The organism is Propionivibrio sp. (assembly GCF_041441355.1).
Taxonomy (GTDB): Bacteria; Pseudomonadota; Gammaproteobacteria; order Burkholderiales; family Rhodocyclaceae; genus Propionivibrio.
On sequence record NZ_JASDTF010000019.1, the window covers coordinates 147,197 to 170,437 of the forward strand.

Below are 23,241 nucleotides of genomic sequence, written 5' to 3' on the forward strand. Positions count from 1 at the left end.
AAAGATTAGCTTGCATGGCTAACTCCATGATGTTATTTTAATAATTCCCATGTTCGACGCTCAGGGTGGGTGGCGCTGTGGCAAAAAAAATACATCATGCTTTGGAATCGCTCAGGATGAAGACGTCTGTGTTGGCGGCTGCATCCTGTTTCGCGCTTGCGGGCGCAGCATTTGACGCTTCTGCTGCCGGTTTGGGCAAGATTGTCGTCCTTTCCTCGTTGGGGCAACCGTTGCGGGCTGAAATCGAGCTCACGGCCTCGCGCGAGGAAATGACCGACATGCGGGCCCAACTGGCTTCGGCTGACGCTTTCAAGCAGGCAGGGATCGACCTCGTTCCATCGCTTCTTGGCATCCGCTTTTCGATCGACAAACGGCCCAACGGCCAGTCGATCCTTAAACTGACTTCGGATCGGCCGCTGAACGATCCCTTCGTCGACGTCCTCCTCGAACTCAACTGGGCGACCGGTCGGCTGGTGAGGGAATACACCTTCCTGCTCGACCCGCCGGAAATGGCAGTTCGCTCAGCCCCGACGCAAGCCCAGTCTCCCGCGCCCAAGCCGAGTCTCGGGCGTGTCGAACCAGCCAGTGTGGCTCCGGCGTCCTCCATTGACGATGGGGTGCGTTCCCGAGCCCGGGAGGCCAGTCGCCCCGGTTCTGCCAAAGCCGTGGAGGCGCCGGCGCGCCCTTCGCCTCGTACCGAGGCCGCCGCGACGCCCGCACCGACGGAGGCTAAGGACGCCAGGTTGCATCAGGTGCAGCGCGGCGAAACCTTGCGCAAGATTGCGAACGAGACCAAGCCCGAAGGGGTCAGTCTCGAGCAGATGCTTGTCGGCTTGCTGCGCGCCAATCGCGACGCCTTCGATGGCGGCAACATGAACCGTCTGCGCACGGGGCGGGTTCTGACCGTTCCCGAGAAGAGCGAAGTCGAGGCTGTCTCTACCGGCGAGGCCAAGAAGATCGTGGCCAAGCAGTCTTCGGACTGGAACGCTTACCGCGACAAACTGGCGGCGGTGGCCGAAAGGGCGCCAGCCAAGGATGGCGAAGCAAGCCAGATGTCCGGTGGCCGCGTGACGGCCAAGGTCGAGGACAAGGCCGGGGCCGAGAACGAAAACAAGGACCGGCTGCAGGTCTCGCGGACCGAGTCCGGCAGTGCGCAGCCCGCGAAGCCGGGTGCGCGTGGCGGCGAAGACGCCGTGGCGCAGGACAAGGCACTTAAGGAAGCCAACGATCGCGTGGCCTTGCTTGAGAAGAACATCGCGGACCTGCAGAAACTGCTGGAGATGAAGAACCAGAGTCTGGCCGACTTGCAAAAGCAGGCCAGCGCCAAGGGTGAGGTCGCACCGGTACAGCCACCCAAGCCTGCGGAAGTGGTCAAGCCCGTTGACGCACCGAAACCGGCCGAGCCCGTCGCGGCAGAAGCGAGCAAGCCTGCTACCCCCGCGGACGCACCCAAGCCCGCGGAACCCGTCAAGCCTGTCGAGGCTGCGCCGCAGGAGGCGACCAAAGCGGTTGAGCCACCCAAGTCGGTCGAGCCACCCAAACCGGCCGAAGCGCCCAAGCCAGTCGAGGCCGCGAAACCCAAGGTGGTAACTCCGCCGCCGCCTCCGCCGCCGGAGCCGAGTCTCATTGACGACCTTCTCGACAATCCGCTGACCTTGCTCGGCGGTGGTGGGATTGCCGCGCTGCTGGCCGGTTTGCTGATCGCACGGCGTCGGCGTGCTGCCAAGGCCGAAGAACCGCCGATCGACCTGAGCAGCACTTTGACGCCCAATGCGGGCAGCAGCCTGACGTCGAACTCGGTGTTCCGCAATACGGGCGGCCAGAGCGTCGATACTTCGCGCACGCCGGTGCAGACCGATTTCAGCCAGGCGGGGCCGGGCAGCATCGACACCGATGAGGTCGATCCGGTCGCCGAAGCTGACGTGTACATGGCTTACGGCCGTGACGCACAAGCCGAGGAAATTCTGCTTGAGGCCAAGCAGAAAGATCCGCAGCGTTATGCAATTCACCTCAAACTGCTCGAGATTTACGCCAACCGCAAGGACATGGCGCGCTTCGAGACGCTGGCCGGTGAGCTGTACACCGACACCGGCGGCGTTGGCGCCGACTGGGAAAAAGCGGTCGTCATCGGACGTCGCGTCGATCCCACAAATCCGCTCTACGGTGGCGCAGGGCAAGCTCCGGCCGAGCCGGCGAAAGCTGCTTTCGCCGCCGACGCCACGATCATTGCCGGTGCCGCGGCAGCCGGGTTGCGAAACACGGTCACTTTGCCGGGCGAACTGTCGCAGATGGCGAACGAGGCCGGCGCCTCGACCCGAAGCGTCGAATCCGCCCCCGTGGCCAACATGAACGACCTCGACTTCGACCTCGGTCTGCCGGAGGAGAAAGCCCCTGCGGCACCTGCGCCTGCCCCTGTGGTTGAAGAAACCGTGCTCGATTTCGATCTGGGCGGTACGCCGGCACCTGCGCCTGTCGCCTCCGCTCCGGTCTTCGAGCCGACAACGAAAGCGCAGGCTCCGCTTGCTCCGATGGTTTCGGAGGCTGCACCTGCGGCCCCGTTGCCGGACCTCGACTTTGATCTGGGCTCTGACGTTCCGGTCAAACCGACGGCTGCGCCCAGCGCTGCCCCCGCGCTGCCTCAGTCTCAGGAAGAGAACAGCGTCGAGTTCGATGTGTCGCTGACCGAGTCGACCTTCCTCGGCCGTTCGGTGCCGGGTGCCAATTCGTTCGACATGTCGAGCATCGACCTCGACCTCGATCTCCCGCCCATCCAGTCTGAACCGGCGTCGCCGCCGGCTCCGTCGGCGCCTTCGGTGGCGCCGCGCACGCCTTACGCTTCGCCGATGTCGCCGCCCGAGCCACAAGCGGCCGATGGTTTCGAGCGCGAGCAGGTGTCCACCGCGGTGAATCCCGACTTCGGGAGCGCGCAACTTGAGACTGTCGTCAATCCGGCGCTGGCTGGAGGCTTCGAGCAGGATCAGGCGGAAACCATGCTGGCGCCCGAACTCGGTGCGGCCGATTTCGGCGGCGAAACGGCGTTGACTTCGGTGCCCGAGATTTCGAGTAACGAGGAAGTGGCGACTAAGCTCGACCTGGCAAAAGCGTATGAGGAGATGGGCGACCTTGAGGGGGCGCGCGAATTGCTGCAGGAAGTGCTTAAAGAAGGCGACGTCGGACAGCGCGAGAAGGCGCAAAGCCTGTTGAGCCGAATCGGCCAGTAAGCTGACGATAAGGCGGGGGCACGGCGTGCCTGCCCGTCGTGCCGCATTGAATGGGCCGTGACTTGTCGAAGTCACGGCCGATTCTTTTTGGTTTTGACTTCCGCAGTGACTGCAGAGGGAGTTTCAAGCTGTCTTACGGTTGAACGATGAACTTATCCGTGTTGCACCCCACGACGCGCCTGCTGTGCTGGTTGACGGCGACACTGCTCGGCCAAGGACTCTCCGGGGCGGCGCTCGCGTATGCCTTGCCGTGCACAGTCTTCGTGATAGCGATCGTCGCGGGCACTCGTGCCGTGCGCGAAGGCTGGCGTCTGGTGCGACGTGTCCGCTGGTTGATCGTAGCCCTGGTGCTGGTTTTTGCCTGGGGGGTTCCCGGTGAACCGATCGGTGGCGACAGTCGCGTGGTGCCGACCTGGGAGGGCGTGCAACTGGCGGCCTTGCATCTGGGGCGACTGTTGCTGACCTTGATGCTGATCGGTGCCTTGCTCGCCAGCCTGTCGCGCGACGACCTCCTGAGCGCCTTGCTGACCTTGGTTCTCCCGTTACGCCGGATGGGCGTCGATTGCGAGCGGGCGGTGGTTCGCATGGCACTGGTGTTGCGCTTTGTGGAGGATGCCAAAGCGGCCGATTGGCGCCAGCTACTGCGCGAGTCACCGCCACCGGCAGAGTCTGGAGGTTTGGCGTCGCTGCTGGTCGAACAACGGCCCCTGCGTTGCGCTGATCGTTGGTTGTTGGGCGGATGCGGCGTCGTCATGGGGGGCGCAGTTTTCATGTTCATGGGTGGAGTTTGATGCGCATTGCGCTTGGAATCGAATACAACGGCACGTCCTTCCGCGGTTGGCAAATCCAGCCGGCGGGCGGGACGGTGCAGGATGCCTTGCAAGGGGCGCTGGCAAAGATCGCCGGCGGTCCCGTCGACGTAGTGTGTGCCGGGCGCACTGATGCCGGGGTGCATGCCACCGGACAGATCGTGCATTTCGACACCGATCTCGATCGGCCGTTGACGGCCTGGGTGCGCGGGGTCAACACCTTTTTGCCGGCAAGCGTTGCCGTGCGCTGGGCGCACCCCGTTGCGGACGAATTTCATGCGCGCTTTTCCGCCTATGCCCGGCGCTACCGCTACCTGCTGCTCAACCGGCCGCAGCGTCCGGGCGTGCAGAGCGGGCGTGTCGGTTGGTGTCACCAGCCGCTCGATGTGGTGCGGATGCAGGGTGCCGCCGAAGCGCTGCTCGGCGAGCACGATTTCTCCTCATTTCGGGCGGCCGAATGTCAGGCCAAATCACCGCAAAAGACCATGCACATCGCCCAGGTGCGGCAGGTGGGCGAGGTGATCGTCTTCGACTTTGAAGCCAGTGCGTTTCTTCACCACATGGTGCGTAATCTGGTCGGCAGTCTGGTTTACATCGGTCAGGGACGCCAGCCTGCGGACTGGATGCAGACCCTGCTCGAAGTGCGCGACCGGCGAGTCGCCGCGCCGACCTTCGCCGCGGAAGGGCTCTATCTGGTTGGCGTCCGTTACGAGGCGCATTGGGGGCTGCCGAACCGGATCGACGACGGCTTGTCCGATCTCCAACTGATTTGAGAACATCGCACACCATGACACGCATCAAGATCTGCGGATTGACCCGCTTGGAAGACGTCGACGCGGCGGTGGCCGCCGGCGCCGACGCCATCGGCCTGGTTTTCTACCCGCCCAGCCCGCGCTACGTCGATCTGGCGCAGGCGGCGGCCTTGGCGCGACGGGTGCCGCCCTTCGTCAGCGTGGTCGGTTTGTTCGTCAATGCGTCGCCGGACGAAGTGCGGCGCACGCTGGCTGCGGTGCCGCTGCATGTGCTTCAGTTTCATGGCGACGAGGACGAGGCCTATTGCCTTCAGTTCGATCGCCCCTACCTGCGGGCCGCGCGGATGCGCCCCGGATTCGATTTGCTACAATACGCCGCGTCGTTCCCCTCGGCCCAGGCCATCCTGCTCGACGCCTTCGTTGACGGCTATGGTGGCGGCGGGGCGTCGTTCGATTGGTCGCTGATCCCGAACGACCTGTCGTGCCCCTTGGTGCTGGCCGGCGGACTCGACGCCGGCAATGTGGCCGAGGCCATCCGGCAGGTGCGTCCGGCGGCGGTCGATGTGTCGTCGGGGGTTGAAGCGGGTAAAGGCATCAAGGATGCTGAACGCATGCGCGCCTTCGTCGCCGCGGTGCGTGCGGCGGTTTGAGATGCGGAGCGCAGCGGCGGCGTTGCTTAGGAATTAAGGACAGAGCAGAGATGCGCAAAACTTGCGGAGGCCGTACCCGGACGTGCTGGAGGCGTTTTCTGGCCGACCATACCTGAGAGGCGGATGGTATTCATCCGTGCGTCGCTGGTGGGCGACGCGATTTCTCCGGCCGCTTGGCGGCCCAGCCTCAAGGAGCAAGCATGACTTTCGAGAAGTACGATCTCCCCGACCTGCGCGGTCATTTCGGTCCCTACGGCGGCATCTTCGTCGCCGAAACCCTGATTCCGGCGCTCGAGGAATTGCGCCTCGCCTACGACGAAGCACGCCGTGACCCGGCCTTCGTCGCCGAATTCGAATACGACCTCAAACATTACGTCGGCCGGCCCAGCCCGGTCTATCACGCCAAGCGTTGGTCCGAAACCCTCGGTGGGGCCCAGATTTACTTGAAGCGCGAGGACTTGAACCACACCGGCGCGCACAAGGTGAACAACTGCATCGGCCAAGCCATGCTGGCTCGCCGGATGGGCAAGAAGCGGGTTATCGCCGAGACCGGTGCCGGTCAGCACGGCGTCGCGACGGCCACCGTGGCGGCGCGCTACGGCATGGAGTGTGTGGTCTACATGGGTGCCGAGGACATCCGGCGCCAGGCGGCGAACGTCTACCGCATGAAGCTCCTGGGGGCGACGGTGGTGCCCGTCGAGTCGGGATCGAAGACGCTGAAAGATGCGCTCAACGAAGCGATGCGCGACTGGGTGACCAACATCTCGGACACCTTCTACATCATCGGCACGGTTGCCGGCCCGCATCCTTACCCGATGATGGTGCGCGATTTCCAGGCCGTGATCGGGCGCGAAGCCATCGCCCAGATGCAGGAGCAGTGCGGGCGCCAACCCGACGCGGTGATCGCCTGTGTGGGCGGTGGTTCGAATGCGATGGGGATTTTCCACCCCTACGTACCGCACACCGGCGTGCGCTTGATCGGCGTCGAAGCGGCGGGCGAGGGCCTGGAGACTGGCCGCCACGCAGCTTCGCTCACCGGCGGCCGCCCGGGCGTGCTGCACGGCAACCGGACCTATCTGCTGCAGGACGAGAACGGGCAGATCATCGAGACGCACTCGATCTCGGCCGGTCTCGATTATCCTGGCGTCGGTCCCGAGCATGCTTGGCTCAAGGACGCCGGCCGGGCCGAATACGTCCCAATCGACGACAAGGAAGCGCTGGCCGCCTTCCACGCCTTGTGCCGCCTCGAAGGCATCATCCCGGCGCTCGAATCGAGCCATGCGCTGGCCTATGCCGCCAAGCTCGCGCCGACGCTGTCCTCCGACGCCATTTTGCTGGTCAACCTCTCGGGTCGCGGTGACAAAGACATGCACACCGTGGCCGAGCATTCGGGGATTCGCTTCTGATCATGCCGAAAATCCAAGCCACCTTCGAGCGCCTGCAGGCGCAAGGCCGCAAGGCCCTCATCCCCTTCATTACCGCCGGCGATCCCGATCCGGCGCAGACCGTCGAGCTGATGCACACCCTCGTCGAGGCAGGTGCCGATGTCATCGAACTGGGGGTTCCCTTCTCCGATCCGATGGCCGATGGGCCGACCATTCAGCGTGCCTCGGAACGCGCCCTGGCCAAGGGCGTCAGCCTGCGCCAGGTGCTCTCGATGGTCGCGAATTTCCGCGCCGACGATAATGAGACCCCGGTCGTACTCATGGGCTACGCCAACCCGATCGAGGCCATGGGCCTGCGCACCTTTGCCGCCGCAGCCTTCGATGCCGGCGTCGACGGCGTGCTGGTGGTCGACTACCCGCCCGAGGAGGCGGTCGAGTTTGCCGAGGCCATGAGCGAACACGCCCTTGATCCCATTTTCCTGATCGCGCCGACGTCGACGCCTGAGCGCATCGAGCAGGTCGCGGCGCTGGCCAGCGGCTACGTCTATTACGTGTCGCTCAAAGGTGTGACCGGTTCGGCGGCGCTCGATGTTGCCTCGGTTGCCGCGCGCATCCCGGCGATTCGCGCCAGCACCGGTGTTCCGGTCGGTGTCGGCTTCGGGATTCGCGATGCGGCGACGGCCGGGGCGGTTGCCGCGGTCGCCGATGCAGTCGTCGTCGGCAGCCGCATCATTGAGGAAATCGAGCGTGCGCCGGCTGGCGAGGCTTGTGCCCGGGTCAAGGTGCTGGTCGCCGACCTGCGGCGCGGCATCGACGCGGCCCATCCGTAACCCATTACTGGAGTCATCCCATGAGCTGGTTGAGCAAATTGCTCCCCCCAAAGATCAAGCGGCAGGACGGTGAGGCACGCAAGTCGCCCTTGCCCGAGGGTTTGTGGAGCAAGTGTCCGGCGTGCGAGGCGGTGCTCTACGCAGCCGATCTGGAGAAGAACGCTCAGGTCTGCCCGAAGTGCGGGCATCACCACCGCCTGTCGGCGCGGGCGCGCATCGACCTGCTGCTCGATCCCGAGGCCCGGTTCGAAGTCGGCGCCGAGGTGCAACCCGTCGATGCGCTGAAGTTCAAGGACAGCAAGCGCTACAGCGACCGTCTGCGCGATGCGGCCAAGAGCACCGGCGAGGACGACTCCTTGATCGTGGTGCGCGGGGCGCTTAAAGGACAGCCCATTGTCGTTGCCGTTTTCGAGTTCGACTTCATGGGCGGCTCGATGGGTTCAGTGCTCGGCGAACGTTTCGTTCGCGGCGTCCAGGCGGCGCTGGCGCTTGGAGCCCCTTTTGTTTGCGTGACTGCCTCGGGCGGGGCGCGCATGCAGGAAGGGCTCTTCTCGCTGATGCAGATGGCCAAAACGACGGCCGCCCTGGCCAAGCTCGCCGAGGCGCGCTTGCCTTTTGTCTCGATTCTCACTGATCCGACGATGGGTGGCGTGTCGGCCTCGTTTGCCTTCATCGGCGACGTGGTGATCGCCGAGCCCAAGGCGTTGATCGGCTTTGCCGGGCCGCGCGTGATCGAACAGACCGTGCGCCAGAAGCTGCCCGAGGGCTTTCAGCGCGCTGAATTCCTGCTCGACAAGGGCGCGGTCGACCTGATCGTCGACCGGCGCGAGTTGCGTGACCGGCTTGCCGCGCTGCTGACCATGCTCTCCCGTCAGCCGGCGGCGGCCTGAGCGTTCGGAAGAGGCTTGCTTTCCGGCGGCTGCGGCCGCCGGCTTTGTTTGGAGTGCGGGGATCGTGGAGTTGAGCGTGAACGACCGGAATTTGAACGACTGGCTGGGGCATCTCGAAAGCCTGCATCCCAAGGGGCAAGGGGGCATCGAGCTCGGGCTTGAGCGCGTCGCGCGGGTCAAGGCGGCGCTCGGGCAGACGCAGCATTGCCCGGTGATCGTCGTCGGCGGCACCAACGGCAAGGGGTCGACCTGCGCCTTTTTGGACGCGATCTACACTGCCGCCGGCTACCGGGTTGGCTGTTACACCTCGCCGCACCTGCTTGCCTATAACGAGCGCGTGCGCGTTGGGGCGGCTCCGATCGACGACGCTGCGCTGTGTGCGGCCTTCGCCCGCGTCGAGGCGGCGCGCCAGTCGGCGGGCGAGCAGGGCGCCGAAGTGGCGCTGACCTATTTCGAATTCAGTACCCTGGCCGCGTGGGAGGTGTTTGCGGCGGCGCGGGTCGAGGTCGCCATCCTTGAGGTCGGTCTCGGCGGTCGCCTCGATGCGGTCAATGTCTACGACGCCGACTGTGCCGTGGTGACCGGCATCGCGCTCGATCACACCGACTGGCTGGGTGACACCCGGGACGCGATCGGTTTCGAGAAGGCGGGCATCTTTCGTGCCGGCAAACCGGCCTTGTGCGCCGACCCCGAGCCGCCGGCAAGCCTCGTGGCGCATGCCCAAGCCATTGGTGCCCACCTGTCCTTGATCGGACGTGATTACGCCGCCGAGCCTGAGGCGGCCGGTTGGCGTTGGCGCGGGCCGCGGGGCTTGAGTGATCCCGTCTTGCCGCGCCCCGGCTTGCCGGGAGCCTGGCAACTCAACAATGCTGCAACGGTCCGCTACGTGGTCGAACTCCTGGCCGAGTGCCTGCCGGTTCAGGCCGAGGCCTTTGCGGCCGGCTTGAGCCGAGCGCGGCTCAGCGGGCGTTTCCAGGTATTGCCCGGGCGTCCGACCGTGATCCTCGATGTGGCTCACAATCCGCAGGCGGCGGCGGGCCTGGTCGCCAACCTTGCGGCGCAGACGGGCTTTGGGCGAACCTTGATGGTGGTCGGCATGCTGGCCGACAAGGACATCGAAGGGGCGCTGGCGGCCCTTGCCGGTGCCGTCGATGCGTGGTTCCTGGCCCGTCTCGATGTGCCGCGCGGCGCGTCGGCCGAACGTTTGGCCGAGGCGTTGCAGGCCGTGGACGCGCGCGGCTCGGTCGCGCGTTGCGCCTCACCGGCCGAGGCGCTGGAACGGGCCGCCAAGGAGGCTGGCGAAAATGATAGAATTGTCGTCTGCGGATCGTTTTACACGGTAGCCGCAGCCTTGGGCGCGCAGCAGAGTGAGCTGCGCTGACCGAAGACGTCTCTTTTCCTTCTTTTCTTGCCTCGAACCACGATGTCCGATGCCGTTGATGCACAGTTGCAGCTGAAAAAGCGAGCCCGGCGCCGGCTGATCGGTGCCATCGCCTTCGCTGGCTTGGCCGCGGTCGTTCTGCCGATGGTCATGGATCAGGAGCCGAAGCAGCAGGTTCAGGACGTCCAGATTCGCATTCCCGGCCAGGACTTGCCGCCGCCCAAACTCGCGCGTTCGGCTGAACCGCAAGCGCGGGCGCCCGAATCCTTGCCGCCGGCCGAGCGCGCTGCGCTTCCGGTGGCAGAGAAGCCGGTCGAGAAACCGGCTGATAAGGCTGCTGAAAAGAAACCGGTCGAGAAGCCCGCCGAGAAAACCGTTGAGAAAACAACGGAAAAAACGGCTGAGAAAGCGCCTGAGAAAAAGCCCGAAAAACCCGCGGAAAAGCCAGCCGAAAAACCAGCTGACAAGGCAAAACCCGGTCGCAGCCAGGAGAGCGATGCCCAGCGTGCCGCGGCAATCCTCGCCGGGAAAATGCCCGACGAACCGGCCAAGCCGGCGGCGAACGGCAACGGCCAGTACGTGGTCCTGATCGGCGCTTTTTCCAATCCGGCCAACGTCAAGCAGTTGCAGAGCAAGCTTGGCGAGTTATCGATCCCGGTGTTCACCGAACCGCTCGATACACCGGATGGACGCAAAACCCGGGTCCGCGCCGGCCCGTTCGGCGGCCGGGAAGCCGCCGAGCGCGCGCTCGACAAGATGAAGCGGATCGGCGTCGGTGGCGTCGTTGCGGCCAAACAATGACGGGTTTCGATTACGTCGTGGCGACCTTGGTGCTCGCCTCGGTGCTGCTTGGAGCATGGCGCGGCGTGGTCGGTGAAATTATCGCTTTAACGGCCTGGGTGCTTGCCTTCTTCGCGGCCCGTTGGTGGGGTGCGGAAATCGCCCAGGTCCTTTTCCATGAGGTGATCACCGATCCGGCGTTGCGCATCGTCGCCGGCTGGGTGGTCGTATTCGTCGGCGTGCTGATCCTGATGGGACTGTTGCGCCTGGCTGTGCGCGGGATGCTCAAGGCTTTCGGCCTCGGGCTCAGCGACCGTCTGCTGGGGGTCGTCTTCGGCCTCGCGCGCGGCCTTCTGGTGGTGCTCGTACTGGTGGCGCTCGGCGGCATGACGTCACTGCCCAAAGAGCGGTGGTGGCGCGAAGCTCATCTTTCGCCCCCTTTTGAAACGGCGGTGCTGGCCAGTCAGCACTGGTTGCCGCCGGAAGTGTCTAAACGGATTCGTTTCAGGTAGGAATTTTTATGTGCGGAATTCTCGGGGTTGCAGCGCATACGCCGGTCAACCAGCTTCTTTATGACGGATTGATGGTGCTCCAGCACCGCGGCCAGGATGCGGCAGGCATCGCCACGGCCGAGGGCGACGCCTTTCACATGCACAAGGGCCAGGGCCTGGTGCGCGACGTCTTCCGCACGCGCAACATGCGCGCCTTGCCGGGCAACTTCGGCATCGCCCATTGCCGTTATCCGACCGCCGGTTCGTGCTCGGATTCGGCCGAGTCGCAGCCCTTCTACGTGAACTCCCCCTTCGGTCTGGTCCTCGCTCACAACGGCAACCTGACCAATACCGTGCAGTTGCAGGAGGAAATGTTCCGCCTAGACCGCCGGCACATCAACACCAGCTCCGATTCGGAAGTGTTGCTCAACGTCTTTGCGCACGAACTGCAGACGCACGCCAAGGACTACATTCTCAACCTCGATGCCGTCTTCGCCGCGGTGGCCGGCGTGCATCGGCGCTGTCGTGGCGCCTATGCCGTCGTGATGCTGATCGCCGGTTACGGCCTGTTGGCCTTCCGCGATCCGTACGGCATTCGCCCGCTGGTGATCGGCGTCAACGAGACCGCGCAAGGTCCGGAGTACATGCTGGCCTCGGAGTCGGTTGCGCTCGACACCTTGGGTTTCAAGGTGCTGCGCGACGTGGCACCGGGCGAAGCGGTGTTCATCGACAACGCCTACCAGCTCCATCAGCGCCAATGCGCCGACCAGCCGCAGCTCTCGCCGTGCATCTTCGAGTACGTCTATCTGGCGCGTCCCGACTCCGTGATCGACGGCGTCTCGGTGTACGAAACCCGTCTGCGCATGGGCGAATACCTTGCTGACAAGGTGGCGGCGCAGTTGCCGGTGTCCGAGATCGATGTGGTCATCCCGATCCCCGATTCGAGCCGTCCGGCGGCGATGCAGCTCGCTCAGCGCCTCGGCGTGCCGTACCGCGAAGGCTTCGTGAAGAACCGCTACATCGGCCGTACCTTCATCATGCCCGGCCAGTCGACGCGCAAGAAATCGGTGCGCCAGAAGCTCAACACCGTGAGCCAGGAATTCAAGGGCAAGCGCGTGCTGCTGGTCGACGACTCGGTGGTGCGCGGCACGACCAGCCGCGAGATCGTCGAGATGGCCCGCGCTGCCGGCGCGCTGAAGGTCTACTTTGCCTCGGCCGCGCCCCCCGTGCGCTTCCCCAATGTCTATGGCATTGACATGCCGACGCGCGGCGAGCTGATTGCCACCGGGCGCAACGTCGACGAGATCGCGGCGGCAATCGCCGCCGATGCCTTGGTCTATCAGGATCTCGAGGCACTGCAGGCGTCGATCACCGACCTGCGTGCCGACCTCAAGCGCTTCGACTGCTCCTGTTTCAACGGCGAGTACGTGACCGGCGACGTGACGCCCGAGTATCTCGACGCGATCGAGCAGCAGCGCCAGCGCCCGGCGCCGGCCGAAGGGACGGGGACCGTGCATCGTACTGAACGGATGATCGTTCCCTGCGCCGAACGCCAATGACACGCGAAATCGATTCCCAGGGCGGGGCTGACCCGTTCCGCCTCGAAACGCTGGCGGTGCGTGCCGGGCAGGAGCGCAGCCAGTTTGGCGAGCACGCCGAGGCGCTTTACCTGACCTCGAGTTTCGTCTTTGAGAGCGCGGCGCAGGCCGCTGCGCGCTTTTCTGGCGAGGAGGCGGGCAACGTTTATTCGCGCTTTACCAACCCGACGGTGACGGCCTTTCAGGCGCGGCTGGCCGCCCTGGAGGGCGCCGAAGCCTGCGTCGCCACGGCTTCGGGGATGTCGGCCATCCTGTCGCTGGTGATGGGTTTGTGCAGTGCCGGCGATCACATCGTCGCCTCGAGCGGCCTGTTCGGCGCGACGCAGCAACTCTTCTCGACCATCCTGCCGCGTTTCGGGGTGAACACCACCTTCGTCTCGCAGACCGATGCCTCGACCTGGGACGCGGCGATTCGCCCGGAAACCAAGCTCTTTTTCCTTGAGACGCCGTCCAACCCGCTGACCGAAATCGCCGACATTCCGGCGCTGGTTGCCATCGCGCGGGCACGAGGGATTCGCGTCGCGGTCGATAACTGCTTTTGTACTCCCATCCTGCAGCGGCCGCTTGAACTCGGCGCCGATCTTGTCGTGCACTCGGCGACCAAGTACATCGATGGCCAAGGCCGGGTGCTTGGCGGCGCCGTGGCCGGTGCCAAGGTGCTGACCGACGAAGTCCTCAAGTTTCTGCGCACTGCCGGTCCGACGCTGTCGGCCTTCAATGCCTGGGTCTTGCTCAAGGGCATGGAGACGCTGAAGCTGCGTATGGAGGCGCAGTCGGCCGCCGCGCTCGAACTGGCCCGCTGGCTCGAAGCGCATCCCAAGGTCGCGCGCGTTTATTATCCGGGCCTGCCGTCGCACCCACAGCACGCGCTGGCGCTGCGCCAGCAGAAGACCGGCGGGGCGATCGTGGCCTTTGAAGTCAAAGGTGACCGCCGCGCGGCCTGGACGGTGGTCGACCACTGCCGACTGCTGTCGATTACCGCCAATCTCGGGGATACCAAAACGACGATCACGCACCCTGCCTCGACGACGCACGGCCGCATCACGCCGGAACAGCGCGCGGCGAGCGGGATTCGCGAAGGCCTGCTGCGGATTGCGGTCGGGCTCGAGGCGGTTGCCGATCTGCAGGCCGATCTGGAACGCGGGCTGGCGAAGCTCTGATCGTGGATCTGCGCCGGGTTTCGTGCCCGGCGCAGCGCGTTTCGCGGCCGAGCTTTCCTCGGCCGCTGTGTTCCACGCTGACGTGCGGGCGCCTTCCTTTAGGCTCGGCAAAAAGATGGCCAAGCCGTCGGTCAACGGCGAAACCATGCCGCGAACGCGGGCACGCCCCCCATTTAAGGCGCAGAGGAGCGATGCTCCGCAAACTCCGTCCTGCTTGATCTGCAGCGCCGCCGTAGCGCGCGTCTTAATTGCCCCTTGGGCGGTGCCGACCTTAGTGCGCCGTATTTTCGCTCCGGGTCTCGCGGTCGAGCGCTTTCCGGGCCGCATTCGGCAGCATCAGACAGGTGAGCAGGCTGGCACAGGCGCAGATCAGCCAGAAGAACAGGAAACCCAGGGAGTAGGTGGTCAGGGGCGGCAGGGTGACCGGCTGCCCGAGCAGGTAAAGTTGTTGCGGGTCGATGAGGGTGAAGAAGACCGATTCGGCGATTCCGGCGGCGATGAAGGCCGGCCAGCAGACCCAGATGATCGTTTTCATGTTGTGCCTCCCTCCACAGTGTTGCCAACGCAAATGCACCGGCCTTGGTATGACTGGCCGGGCGGGAGGCGGTTCCTTGGTCTTTGCGGCGACTGCGGTGCCTCAGAAAAACTTCCGGCGCCCTGGGGCGCCGGAAATGCCTGCGGTTGGGGGCTTGCGCCGGACGGCTTACTTCGGAACCCAGTCGGTCGGCGACTTGAAGGAATCGCGCAAGAGGTAGCTCATCGGCAGTTTGAGGTTGATCTGCTGCGGCGGGATCGGCGACTCGAACCATTTTTTGTAGATGGCGTTGATTTCGCCGGTCTGAATCAGGCGCAGGATTTCCCCGTCGACGATTTTCTTGAACGCCGGATCGTCCTTGCGCAGGATGATCGCGGTCGGCTGGATTTCCAAAACTTCGCGCGCGAGAACGTAATCGTCGGGTTTTTTCGAACCGGCCTTGAGGCTCGCGAGGATGACTTCCTTCATGACGAAGGCTTGGGCCTTGCCTTGCGCGAGGTTCTCAAAGGCTTCTTCGTGGTCCTTGGCGAGGAGCACCTTGGCGTGCAGGGAGCGGTCGGCGTTGAGTTGGTTCACCATTTTTTCGTAGCTGGTGCCACGGGTCGTGGTGATGGTCTTGCCCGCCAGGTCGTAAATGCTGTTGACACCGGCATCCTTGCGCACCAGGACGCGTCCCAGGTCGAGGTAGGGCGGGATCGAGAAGGCGACCTCCTTGAGCCGGTCCTGGGTGCTGGTGCTCGAGCCGCATTCCATGTCGATCTTGCCGTCGACCAGCGACGAGATGCGTGTCGACGAGACGACGAGTTCGTGCTTGATGGCGAGGTCGGGGCGTTTGAGTTCGCGTTTGAGCGCGTCGGCGATCTTGTAGCAGATGTCGAGCATGTAACCCAAGGGTTTCTGGGTCGTGTCATCGACGTAGGACAGCGGGGCCGAAGCATCGCGGTGGCCGAGAACCAGAGTGCCGCTCTTGGCGACTTTCTCGAGGGTTCCGCTGGCGCTCGCCTTGTGGGGAGCGACCAGGGTCAGGCACAACAGCGCCAAGCTGCAACAAAGGGCAGGGCGGGGCGAAAAAAGTGAAAGCATCGTGCGCAAGCTCCTGATATTGAATTGGAATGGGGTGCATGGCCGAGCAGAAACACGTGACGTTGAATTGGCAGTCGTGTCACGCAGTGAAGTATTCTCAGGCGTCGTCTCCGGGCTGGCAATATGTCTTTGGGTATAGGCGCGGGGGCGGGCTGGGGCGGCTAGAAACGGCCCCGACCCTGTCGTTTATTGAGGCAACCAGTCGGTCGGGGCCTTGAACGAGTCGCGCAGGAGGTAGCTCATCGGCAACTTCAGGTTGATCTGATTCGGCGGAATCGGGGACTCGAACCACTTGCGGTAGAGGGTGTTGATTTCCCCCTGGGTGATGGCCCGGTGCAGTTCGCTGTCCACGAGTTTCTTGAAGGCCGCGTCGTCCTTGCGCAGCATGATGGCAAGCGGTTCGATCGTCAGCGGGTCGCGGGTCAGCGCGTATTTGTCCGGGTCTTTGCTCGATGCCCGGAGCGTGGCGAGCAGGACGTCGTCCATCATGAAGGCGTCGGCCTTGCCGGCTTCGAGGAGCGCGAAGGATTCGTTGTGATCCTTACCGAGCACCAGGTTGGCGCGCAGAGTGTGGTTCTTGTTGAGGTCGTTGAAGAGGGCTTCGCTGCTGGCCCTTGGTGGTGACGACGGTTTTTCCGCCCAGGTCGTAGATCGATTTGATCCCGCTCTTGCTCGGCGCGAGGAGGCGTACGGCGGCAACGAAGGTGGGGATCGTCGAGGCAACCTGTTTGCGGCGCTCGGCGGTACTGGTCGTCGAGCCGCATTCGAGGTCGATTTCGCCCGAAGTGAGCGCGGTCAGCCGCGTTGCCGCACTGACCGGGACGTATTTGACGGCGAGATCGTTGCGCTTGAGGTCGCGTTTGATGGCATCGACGATTTTCAGGCAGATGTCGAGCGAGTAACCGACGGGGCGTTTGTTTTCGTCGAGATAGGCGAAAGGCGCGGCGGCGTCGCGGTAGCCGAGAACAACGCTGCCGGACTTGGCGATCTTGTCGAGGGTGGGCGGGGCGGCGGCAGCGGAGAGGCAGGCAATGCCGATAAGAAAACCGACCAAGCCGCGTCGCTTGGTCGGGCTGATTTCCTTGAGCTGCAACAGCATTTCATCCTCCGTTCGAATCCAAGTGGTTGAAAACGGCGAGCGTTGCGGCGCAGTGATGCAGCGTCGCGTGCATGAATCATGGCGGCGAGGCAGCGTCGAGTGGAGCAGAAACGGTTTCTGGGTCGTTACGGCAACCACTCGGTCGGCGACTTGAAGGAGTCGCGCAAAAGGTAGCTCATTGGCAGCTTGAGATTGACTTGGTTGGGCGGAATCGGCGACTCGAACCACTTACGGTACATGCCGTTGATTTCACCCTGGGTGATCAGGCGGTGAATTTCGCCGGTGACGATTTTGCGAAACGCATCGTCGTTCTTGCGCAGGGTCAGCGACAAGGGGTCGATGGTCAGCGGGTCGCGGGTGAGGACGTAGCGGTCAGGGGTCTTGGACGTGCTGCGCACCGAGGCGAGCAGGATGTCGTTGAGCATGAAGGCGTCGGCCTTCCCCGCCTCGAGCAAGGCGAACGATTCATCGTGCGTGTTGCCGAGTACCGTCTTGGCGCGCAGGGTATGGTTTTTGTTGATCTCGGCGAAGAGCTTTTCCTGCGTCGTGCCCTTGGTCATTACCACGGTCTTGCCGGCGAGGTCGTAGACCGACTTGATGCCACTGTCACTCTTGACGAGCAGCCGGGTCGAGGCGATGTAGGTCGGGATGGTGAAGTCGGCCAGTTTGCGCCGCTCGGCGCTGGCGTTGGTCGAGCCGCATTCGAGGTCGATTTCCCCGGATTCGAGCGATTTCAGCCGCGTTTCCGTGGTGACCTTCACGTATTTGACATTCAGGTCGTTGCGCTTGATCTCGCGCTTGAGCGCATCGACAATTTTGAGGCAGATGTCGATCGAGTAGCCGATCGGGCGTTTGTCGGCATTGAGGTAGGAAAACGGCAGCGAGTTGTCCCGATAGCCGAGCGAAACCACTCCGCTTTTCGCCACCTTGTCGAGGGTGCTCGCGGCCGTCGCCGGCAGGCTGGAGAGGATAAGCAAGGCGCCGCAAACGGCATGCAGGGCGAATGCGGTGCGAGTTCGGGTCGATGTGTCCGAGATGTGCATGAAATTCCCCGTCGGTAAGGCTCGTTATTATGACGTGCGCGCATGGTCGGGCACGTGTCCCGTATGGTAACCGATATCGGGCGCAGGTGTTTCCCGTCACTCGCTGTCGTTTGCGCGGCTGGCGCGGGGGAGTAATATTCGGGAATGTGGTCGCCATTGGCGGCAGCCGTTCGGCGCAAGGAACAAGGAGAAGACGTTGGGAATGGAATCCTTCAAGGGGTATTTGATCGAGGAGTCGGAAGGGCGGGTGCAGGCCAGTTTCGCTGATCTGGACGCGACGCGCCTCGATCCGGGCAACGTGGTCGTGCGCGTGGCCTACTCGAGCGTGAACTACAAGGATGCCTTGGCGGCGACCGGCGCCGGTCGCATCATCCGCCGTTTTCCCTGCGTCGGCGGCATCGACCTGGCGGGCATCGTCGAAACCAGCGCCGACCCGCGCTTTTCGCCGGGCGATGCGGTCCTGGCCACGGGGTATGACCTTGGCGTTGCGCATCACGGCGGTTACGCCCAGTACGCGCGCCTGCCGGGCGATTGGCTGTTCCCCTTGCCATCAGGCTTAAGCTTGTTCGAGGCGATGGCCTTGGGCACCGCGGGTTTTACCGCTGCGCTTGGCATCCAGCGCATGGAAGAGAATGGTTTGCGTCCGGAAAACGGGCCGGTGATCGTCAGCGGCGCCACCGGTGGCGTCGGGGGCCTGGCCGTCGACATGCTGGCGCAAGCCGGTTATCAGGTGACCGCGCTGACCGGCAAGGCCGCGAGCGTCGATTACCTGCGCGGCCTCGGGGCGAGCGAAGTGCGCTTGCGCGGTGAGCTCGATCTGGCGCGCATCCGGCCGCTCGACAAAGCCCTGTGGGCGGGGGCGGTGGATAACCTGGGCGGTGCGGTGCTGGCCTGGATTTTGAGCGGCATGCAGTACGGCGGAACGGTGGCCAGCATCGGCCTTGCGGCCGATACCGCACTCAACACCACGGTGATGCCCTTCATCCTGCGCGGCGTCAGCTTGCTCGGCATCGATTCGAGCCAGACGGCGCATGCCCGTCGCGAGCAGGTCTGGGCGCGTCTGGCGAGCGACCTGCGGCCGCGCCATCTGGCGCAGATGGCGCGTCGGGTTCAGTTCGTGGAATTGCCCGGCGTGTTCGATGACTTCCTCGAGGGGCGGATCCAGGGGCGGGTGGTGGTTGAGGTCGGTGGGGACTGAGGCGATGCCTGAGGGAAAGGGGATGGGTGTCGATTTGTCGTCGACTCCGTTGCCGACTTCGTCGTCGGAACGGCCGCGCATCCTGATCGTGGACGAGTCGCGCATGGCGCGGGCCATGCTCGGCAAGACCTTGCGCGAGCATTTCGACGTGCGCGAGGAGTCGGATGGCGAATCGGCCTGGCAGGTGCTGGTGCTCGATCATTCGATCCGGCTGGTGATCTGCGCGCTGGCTTTGCCGGTCCTTGATGGCGATGGGTTGTTGCAGCGTTTGCGTGGGTCACGCCTGCAGCGTCTGGCGCGTGTGCCGATGCTGATGGTTTCCGGCGATGACGATGCCGCGGTCGAGCGTGCCCGCAATCACGGCGCGTCGGACTTCATCGCCCGCAGCGCCGGAACCGCAGAGCTGCTGACGCGCGTCTCGACCCTGCTGACCCTGGGGCGGACGCAGCAGGATCTGCAGGAAAACCTCGAGCAGCACGTTCAAAATCCGCAGACCGGCCTCTTTACCCGCAAGTACATCGAACTCCAGGCCGCCCAGGCCTTGTCGCATGCCTTGCGCCACGGCAGCGAAGTCAGCGCCGTCGTGCTCAGCTTCGACAATGTTGGCGCCCTACGCGAGACCTATGGCGACGAGATCGTCAACGAACTGCAGAAGCGTTTCATCGGCATGCTGGGCGGCAAGGTTCGGCGCGAGGACAGCCTTGGGCACTTCGCTGGCAGCCAGTTGGTGGTGATTTCGCCGGGAACTTCCTATCCGGCTTGCGCGGCCTTCGGTGTCCGTCTTCGCGATGCGATCTCGGCGGCCAGCATCAGTGTGCATGGGCGGCGATTGAACCTCTCGGTCAGTGTTGGGGTCAGTAACAGTCCTGCCGACATCGTGACTTCGGCGGGGGCTTTGATCGAGCTGGCGGCCAAGCGCCTGGGCGAGGCCCAGCAGGCGGGAGGCAATCGCATCGTGACCTGTCAGGAGGTTTATGCGCCCGCGGCTGCTCCGCAGGCACCGCCTCCGCCGGGCCTTGCGGACGGGCAGGAGATGAGCCTCGAGTTAGCGCTCGAGTGGATCAGTACCGGGCGGGAGGCGCAGTTGCGCCCCTACATGCCGAATCTGCTCAACGCCCTCTTGCCTTTGTTGCAGCAGCTTGAGCGTGAGTACGGCATGGGACTGCCGCTCGCGGACTTGGAACGACGTTGTGCTGACCTGGTGCAAGGAAAAAAAGACGCCGGGCAGAAGTAGTATGACCAGTGCAGGTGTGTCGCATCCGCGAAGGATCTCGTATGACGACCATCCAGGCCTTTCATCAGCAATCGATCGAAAATCCCGACGCCTTCTGGGCCGCCGAGGCCCAGCGCATCGATTGGCAGACGCCCTTCGAAAAAACGCTGGATTACTCGCGTCCACCCTTTGCCCGCTGGTTCGTCGGCGGGCGCACCAACCTCTGTCATAACGCCGTCGACCGGCATGCAGCCAAGCGTCCGAACGATCGGGCCCTGGTCTTCATCTCCACCGAAACCGAGCGCGAAGTCGTTTATTCGTTCGCCGAGTTGCGCACCGAGGTGATGCGCATGGCGGCGGTGATGCAGCGTCTCGGCGTCGGCCGGGGCGACCGGGTGCTGATCTACATGCCGATGATTCCCGAAGCGGCGTTCGCCATGCTTGCCTGCGCGCGCATCGGCGCCATCCATTCGGTCGTCTTCGGCGGCTTTGCCTCAGGTTCGCTCGCTACGCGCATCGACGACGCGACGCCCAAGCTGATTGTTTCGTCCGACGCCGGCATGCGCGGCGGCAAGGCCGTGCCCTACAAGCACCTGCTCGACGATGCCATTAAACTCGCCCGGCATCAGCCCGAGCATGTGTTGATGGTCGATCGTGGCATCGACGTCGGCTTCAACACGGTACCGGGGCGCGACGTCGATTACGCCGCGTTGCGCGCGGAGTGTCTTGACGCCGACGTGCCAGTGGTGTGGCTCGAATCGTCCGAGCCTTCATACATCCTCTACACCTCGGGCACCACCGGCAAACCCAAAGGCGTGCAGCGCGACACCGGCGGTTACGCCGTGGCGCTGGCAGCTTCGATGGCCTACATCTACTGCGGTGGCGAAGGCGAGACGATGTTCTCAACCTCCGACATCGGCTGGGTCGTCGGTCATTCCTACATCATCTACGGGCCCTTGATCGCCGGGATGTGCACGATCATGTACGAGGGCACGCCCTTGCGTCCGGATCCGGGCATCTGGTGGCAGATCGTCGAGAAGTACCGGGTTAACGTCATGTTCTCGGCGCCGACCGCGGCACGGGTGCTGAAAAAGCACGACCTCGCCTACATGCGCAAGCATGACCTCTCCAGTCTCAAGCACCTCTTTCTCGCCGGCGAGCCGCTTGACCAGCTGACGCACGAGTGGATGATGAACGCGCTCGGTAAACCGGTGATCGACAACTACTGGCAGACCGAGACCGGTTGGCCGATCCTGGCAGCGATGCCGGGCATCGAGAAGACCGAGATCCGCTACGGCACGCCGAGCTTTCCGGTTTACGGCTACAACCTCAAGGTCTTCCGAGAAGACGGTACGGTCTGCGATGCCGACGAGAAAGGCATCGTCGGCATCGTGCCGCCCTTGCCACCGGGCTGTCTGTCGACCGTCTGGGGTGACGATGCGCGTTTCGTGTCGACGTACTTTTCGCTCTTCCGCGAGCCGCTGGTCTATTCCTCCTTCGACTGGGGGATCAAGGACAAGGAGGGCTACCACTACATCCTCGGGCGCACCGACGATGTGATCAACGTCGCCGGTCATCGCCTTGGCACACGCGAGATCGAGGAAGCGGTGCAGGGGCACCCGGCGATCGCCGAAGTGGCGGTGGTCGGCGTCGCCGATCCGCTCAAGGGGCAGATGCCGATGGCCTTCGCCGTGGTCAAGGACGCGGCGAGTATCGCCACGCCCGAGAAACGCGCCGAGCTCGAAAAGGCGGTGTTCAAGCAGGTTGATGACAGCCTGGGGGCGATCGCTCGCCCGAGTCGCGTGCATTTCCTCACTGTGCTGCCCAAGACGCGCTCGGGCAAGCTCCTGCGCCGCTCGATCCAGGCGCTGGCCGAGGGGCGCGATCCGGGTGATTTGACGACCATCGAGGACCCCGCGGCGCTTGAGCAGCTGCAACAGGCGCTGGGCCGAGTGGCGGCCTGAACGGGGATGGCCCCGGCAAGGCGGCCCGCCAGCGTGGGCCGCCTTGAGCGTAAGCTGCGTGAGTCTGGGAAACGCATTGATTTTCAAGCCGTACTGCGAGTATAATCGCCCGCTTTTCCACCTTGCCCCACCGTTCGCATGGCGGGGGGCTTTAACCGTAAGGAGCGTTCATGCGTCATTACGAAATTGTTTTCATCGTCCACCCGGACCAAAGCGAACAGGTCCCGGCGATGGTCGAGCGTTACAAGACGCTCGTCACCTCGAACGGCGGGCAGATCCACCGTCTTGAGGACTGGGGTCGTCGCCAGCTCGCCTACCCGATCCAGAAGCTGCACAAGGCGCACTATGTGCTGATGAACATCGAGTGCAACGGTGAAGTCCTCGCCGAACTCGAGCACGGCTTCAAGTTCAACGACGCCGTCCTGCGCCACCTGACCATCAAGATGAAGCGCGCCGTGACGACGCCTTCGCCGATGATGAAGGAAGAGAAGTCGCGCTCGATGCTGGCCAACGCTCAAGAAGAGCAGGCCGCCGCGGCTCCGGCTGCCGAACAGGCTGCGAACTAAGTCGAGGCTCAGCTGAATCGCGTCGAGCTTGCCGGCGTCCTGATCGAGCGCAAGGCCCTGCGCTACACCCCCGCCGGCGTGCCGGTGACGGAATGCGTGATTGGGCACCGTTCGGAACAGATCGAGGCAGGCCACCCCAGGCTCATCGAGTGTGAACTTCACGCCGTGGCCCTCGGGGATAACGCGAAATGGCTGCAGGCGGCGACGCCGGGAGTCGAGGTCAAGCTGACCGGATTTCTCGCCCAGCGGAGCCAGCGCAGCAAACAGCTGAGACTGCACATCAACACGATAGAATTTACTGAAGGAAAGCAAAATGGCTAGGTTCTTCAAAAAGAAAGACGACAAGAACGTCAAGAAGCGCGGCGGCGGCATGTTCAAGCGGCGCAAGTTCTGCCGCTTCTCGGCCGAGAAGATGGAAGAGATCGACTACAAGGACGTCGACCTGTTCAAGGAATACATCGCCGAGAACGCCAAGATCATGCCGGCCCGTCTGACCGGTACCAAGGCCGGCTACCAGCGCATGCTGTCGGTGGCCATCAAGCGCGCGCGCTTCCTGGCGCTGCTGCCCTACACCGACAACCATCAATAAGCTG

23 protein-coding genes are annotated in these 23,241 nt (G+C 64.0%); 18 read left to right on the plus strand and 5 right to left on the minus strand.

The annotated features are described in order from the left end of the window. Window positions 1–116: 116 nt before the first annotated feature. The 12 genes from QMB55_RS07180 (at window position 117) to QMB55_RS07235 (ending at window position 13,947) form a co-directional block, all read left to right on the plus strand. Window positions 117–3,221, plus strand: a complete 3,105-nt coding sequence (locus QMB55_RS07180; RefSeq protein ID WP_497587999.1) for a motility hub landmark protein FimV — start codon at window positions 117–119, stop codon at window positions 3,219–3,221. A 146-nt stretch (window positions 3,222–3,367) separates the two neighbouring features. After that, on the plus strand, window positions 3,368–4,012 hold the full coding sequence (locus tag QMB55_RS07185; protein ID WP_497588000.1) for a hypothetical protein: 645 nt from the start codon (window positions 3,368–3,370) through the stop codon (window positions 4,010–4,012). Next, on the plus strand, window positions 4,012–4,803 hold the full coding sequence (gene truA, locus QMB55_RS07190; protein ID WP_497588001.1) for a tRNA pseudouridine(38-40) synthase TruA: 792 nt from the start codon (window positions 4,012–4,014) through the stop codon (window positions 4,801–4,803). The genes QMB55_RS07185 and truA overlap by 1 nt, the downstream gene beginning before the upstream one ends. 14 nt (window positions 4,804–4,817) lie before the next feature. Next, entirely contained in the window at window positions 4,818–5,432 is a 615-nt protein-coding gene (locus QMB55_RS07195; RefSeq protein ID WP_497588002.1) for a phosphoribosylanthranilate isomerase, read from the plus strand. A 200-nt stretch (window positions 5,433–5,632) separates the two neighbouring features. Beyond that, window positions 5,633–6,838 (plus strand): tryptophan synthase subunit beta, encoded by a 1,206-nt coding sequence (gene trpB, locus QMB55_RS07200; protein ID WP_497588003.1) that lies wholly within the window; start codon window positions 5,633–5,635, stop codon window positions 6,836–6,838. 2 nt (window positions 6,839–6,840) lie between these two features. After that, window positions 6,841–7,647: a tryptophan synthase subunit alpha gene (gene trpA, locus QMB55_RS07205; RefSeq protein ID WP_497588004.1), complete on the plus strand. Its 807-nt coding sequence runs from the start codon at window positions 6,841–6,843 to the stop codon at window positions 7,645–7,647. A 20-nt stretch (window positions 7,648–7,667) separates the two neighbouring features. After that, on the plus strand, window positions 7,668–8,537 hold the full coding sequence (accD, locus tag QMB55_RS07210; RefSeq protein WP_497588005.1) for an acetyl-CoA carboxylase, carboxyltransferase subunit beta: 870 nt from the start codon (window positions 7,668–7,670) through the stop codon (window positions 8,535–8,537). 76 nt (window positions 8,538–8,613) lie between these two features. Then, on the plus strand, window positions 8,614–9,918 hold the full coding sequence (gene folC, locus QMB55_RS07215) for a bifunctional tetrahydrofolate synthase/dihydrofolate synthase (protein ID WP_497588006.1): 1,305 nt from the start codon (window positions 8,614–8,616) through the stop codon (window positions 9,916–9,918). 42 nt (window positions 9,919–9,960) lie between these two features. Next, window positions 9,961–10,719: an SPOR domain-containing protein gene (locus tag QMB55_RS07220; protein ID WP_497588007.1), complete on the plus strand. Its 759-nt coding sequence runs from the start codon at window positions 9,961–9,963 to the stop codon at window positions 10,717–10,719. Then, entirely contained in the window at window positions 10,716–11,210 is a 495-nt protein-coding gene (locus tag QMB55_RS07225; protein ID WP_497588008.1) for a CvpA family protein, read from the plus strand. The genes QMB55_RS07220 and QMB55_RS07225 overlap by 4 nt, the downstream gene beginning before the upstream one ends. Before the next feature lie 8 nt (window positions 11,211–11,218). After that, window positions 11,219–12,748, plus strand: a complete 1,530-nt coding sequence (purF, locus tag QMB55_RS07230; protein WP_497588009.1) for an amidophosphoribosyltransferase — start codon at window positions 11,219–11,221, stop codon at window positions 12,746–12,748. Continuing rightward, window positions 12,745–13,947 (plus strand): O-succinylhomoserine sulfhydrylase, encoded by a 1,203-nt coding sequence (locus QMB55_RS07235; RefSeq protein ID WP_497588010.1) that lies wholly within the window; start codon window positions 12,745–12,747, stop codon window positions 13,945–13,947. Before purF ends, QMB55_RS07235 begins: the two co-directional genes overlap by 4 nt. Window positions 13,948–14,218: 271 nt before the next feature. On the opposite strand, the gene QMB55_RS07240 is transcribed toward QMB55_RS07235, so the two are convergent. The 5 genes from QMB55_RS07240 to QMB55_RS07260 all read right to left on the minus strand — a co-directional run bounded on the left by QMB55_RS07240 (window position 14,219) and on the right by QMB55_RS07260 (window position 17,707). Next, window positions 14,219–14,482 carry a hypothetical protein gene (locus QMB55_RS07240; protein ID WP_497588011.1) on the minus strand — a complete coding sequence of 88 codons (264 nt, stop codon included), beginning with the start codon at window positions 14,480–14,482 and terminating at the stop codon, window positions 14,219–14,221. A 168-nt stretch (window positions 14,483–14,650) separates the two neighbouring features. Further along, on the minus strand, window positions 14,651–15,523 hold the full coding sequence (locus tag QMB55_RS07245; protein WP_497588012.1) for an amino acid ABC transporter substrate-binding protein: 873 nt from the start codon (window positions 15,521–15,523) through the stop codon (window positions 14,651–14,653). Between the two features lie 228 nt (window positions 15,524–15,751). Further along, a complete protein-coding gene (locus QMB55_RS07250; RefSeq protein ID WP_497588013.1) occupies window positions 15,752–16,117 on the minus strand; it encodes a glutamate/aspartate ABC transporter substrate-binding protein in 366 nt (121 codons plus the stop codon). Next, window positions 16,107–16,664 (minus strand): transporter substrate-binding domain-containing protein, encoded by a 558-nt coding sequence (locus QMB55_RS07255; RefSeq protein WP_497588014.1) that lies wholly within the window; start codon window positions 16,662–16,664, stop codon window positions 16,107–16,109. Before QMB55_RS07255 ends, QMB55_RS07250 begins: the two co-directional genes overlap by 11 nt. A 125-nt stretch (window positions 16,665–16,789) precedes the next feature. Next, entirely contained in the window at window positions 16,790–17,707 is a 918-nt protein-coding gene (locus QMB55_RS07260; RefSeq protein ID WP_497588015.1) for an amino acid ABC transporter substrate-binding protein, read from the minus strand. Between the two features lie 202 nt (window positions 17,708–17,909). Between QMB55_RS07260 and QMB55_RS07265 the strand changes: the two genes are divergently transcribed. The 6 genes from QMB55_RS07265 to rpsR all read left to right on the plus strand — a co-directional run bounded on the left by QMB55_RS07265 (window position 17,910) and on the right by rpsR (window position 23,237). Further along, window positions 17,910–18,905, plus strand: coding sequence for an oxidoreductase (locus QMB55_RS07265; RefSeq protein ID WP_497588016.1), 996 nt, complete (start codon window positions 17,910–17,912; stop codon window positions 18,903–18,905). Between the two features lie 4 nt (window positions 18,906–18,909). Next, window positions 18,910–20,139 (plus strand): diguanylate cyclase, encoded by a 1,230-nt coding sequence (locus QMB55_RS07270; RefSeq protein ID WP_497588017.1) that lies wholly within the window; start codon window positions 18,910–18,912, stop codon window positions 20,137–20,139. Between the two features lie 41 nt (window positions 20,140–20,180). Next, window positions 20,181–22,082, plus strand: coding sequence for a propionate--CoA ligase (locus QMB55_RS07275; RefSeq protein ID WP_497588018.1), 1,902 nt, complete (start codon window positions 20,181–20,183; stop codon window positions 22,080–22,082). A 170-nt stretch (window positions 22,083–22,252) separates the two neighbouring features. Beyond that, window positions 22,253–22,648 (plus strand): 30S ribosomal protein S6, encoded by a 396-nt coding sequence (gene rpsF / locus QMB55_RS07280; protein WP_497588019.1) that lies wholly within the window; start codon window positions 22,253–22,255, stop codon window positions 22,646–22,648. Between the two features lie 12 nt (window positions 22,649–22,660). Beyond that, a complete protein-coding gene (gene priB, locus QMB55_RS07285; RefSeq protein ID WP_497588282.1) occupies window positions 22,661–22,969 on the plus strand; it encodes a primosomal replication protein N in 309 nt (102 codons plus the stop codon). Further along, window positions 22,962–23,237, plus strand: coding sequence for a 30S ribosomal protein S18 (gene rpsR, locus QMB55_RS07290; RefSeq protein WP_497588020.1), 276 nt, complete (start codon window positions 22,962–22,964; stop codon window positions 23,235–23,237). The genes priB and rpsR overlap by 8 nt, the downstream gene beginning before the upstream one ends. Window positions 23,238–23,241: the final 4 nt, after the last annotated feature.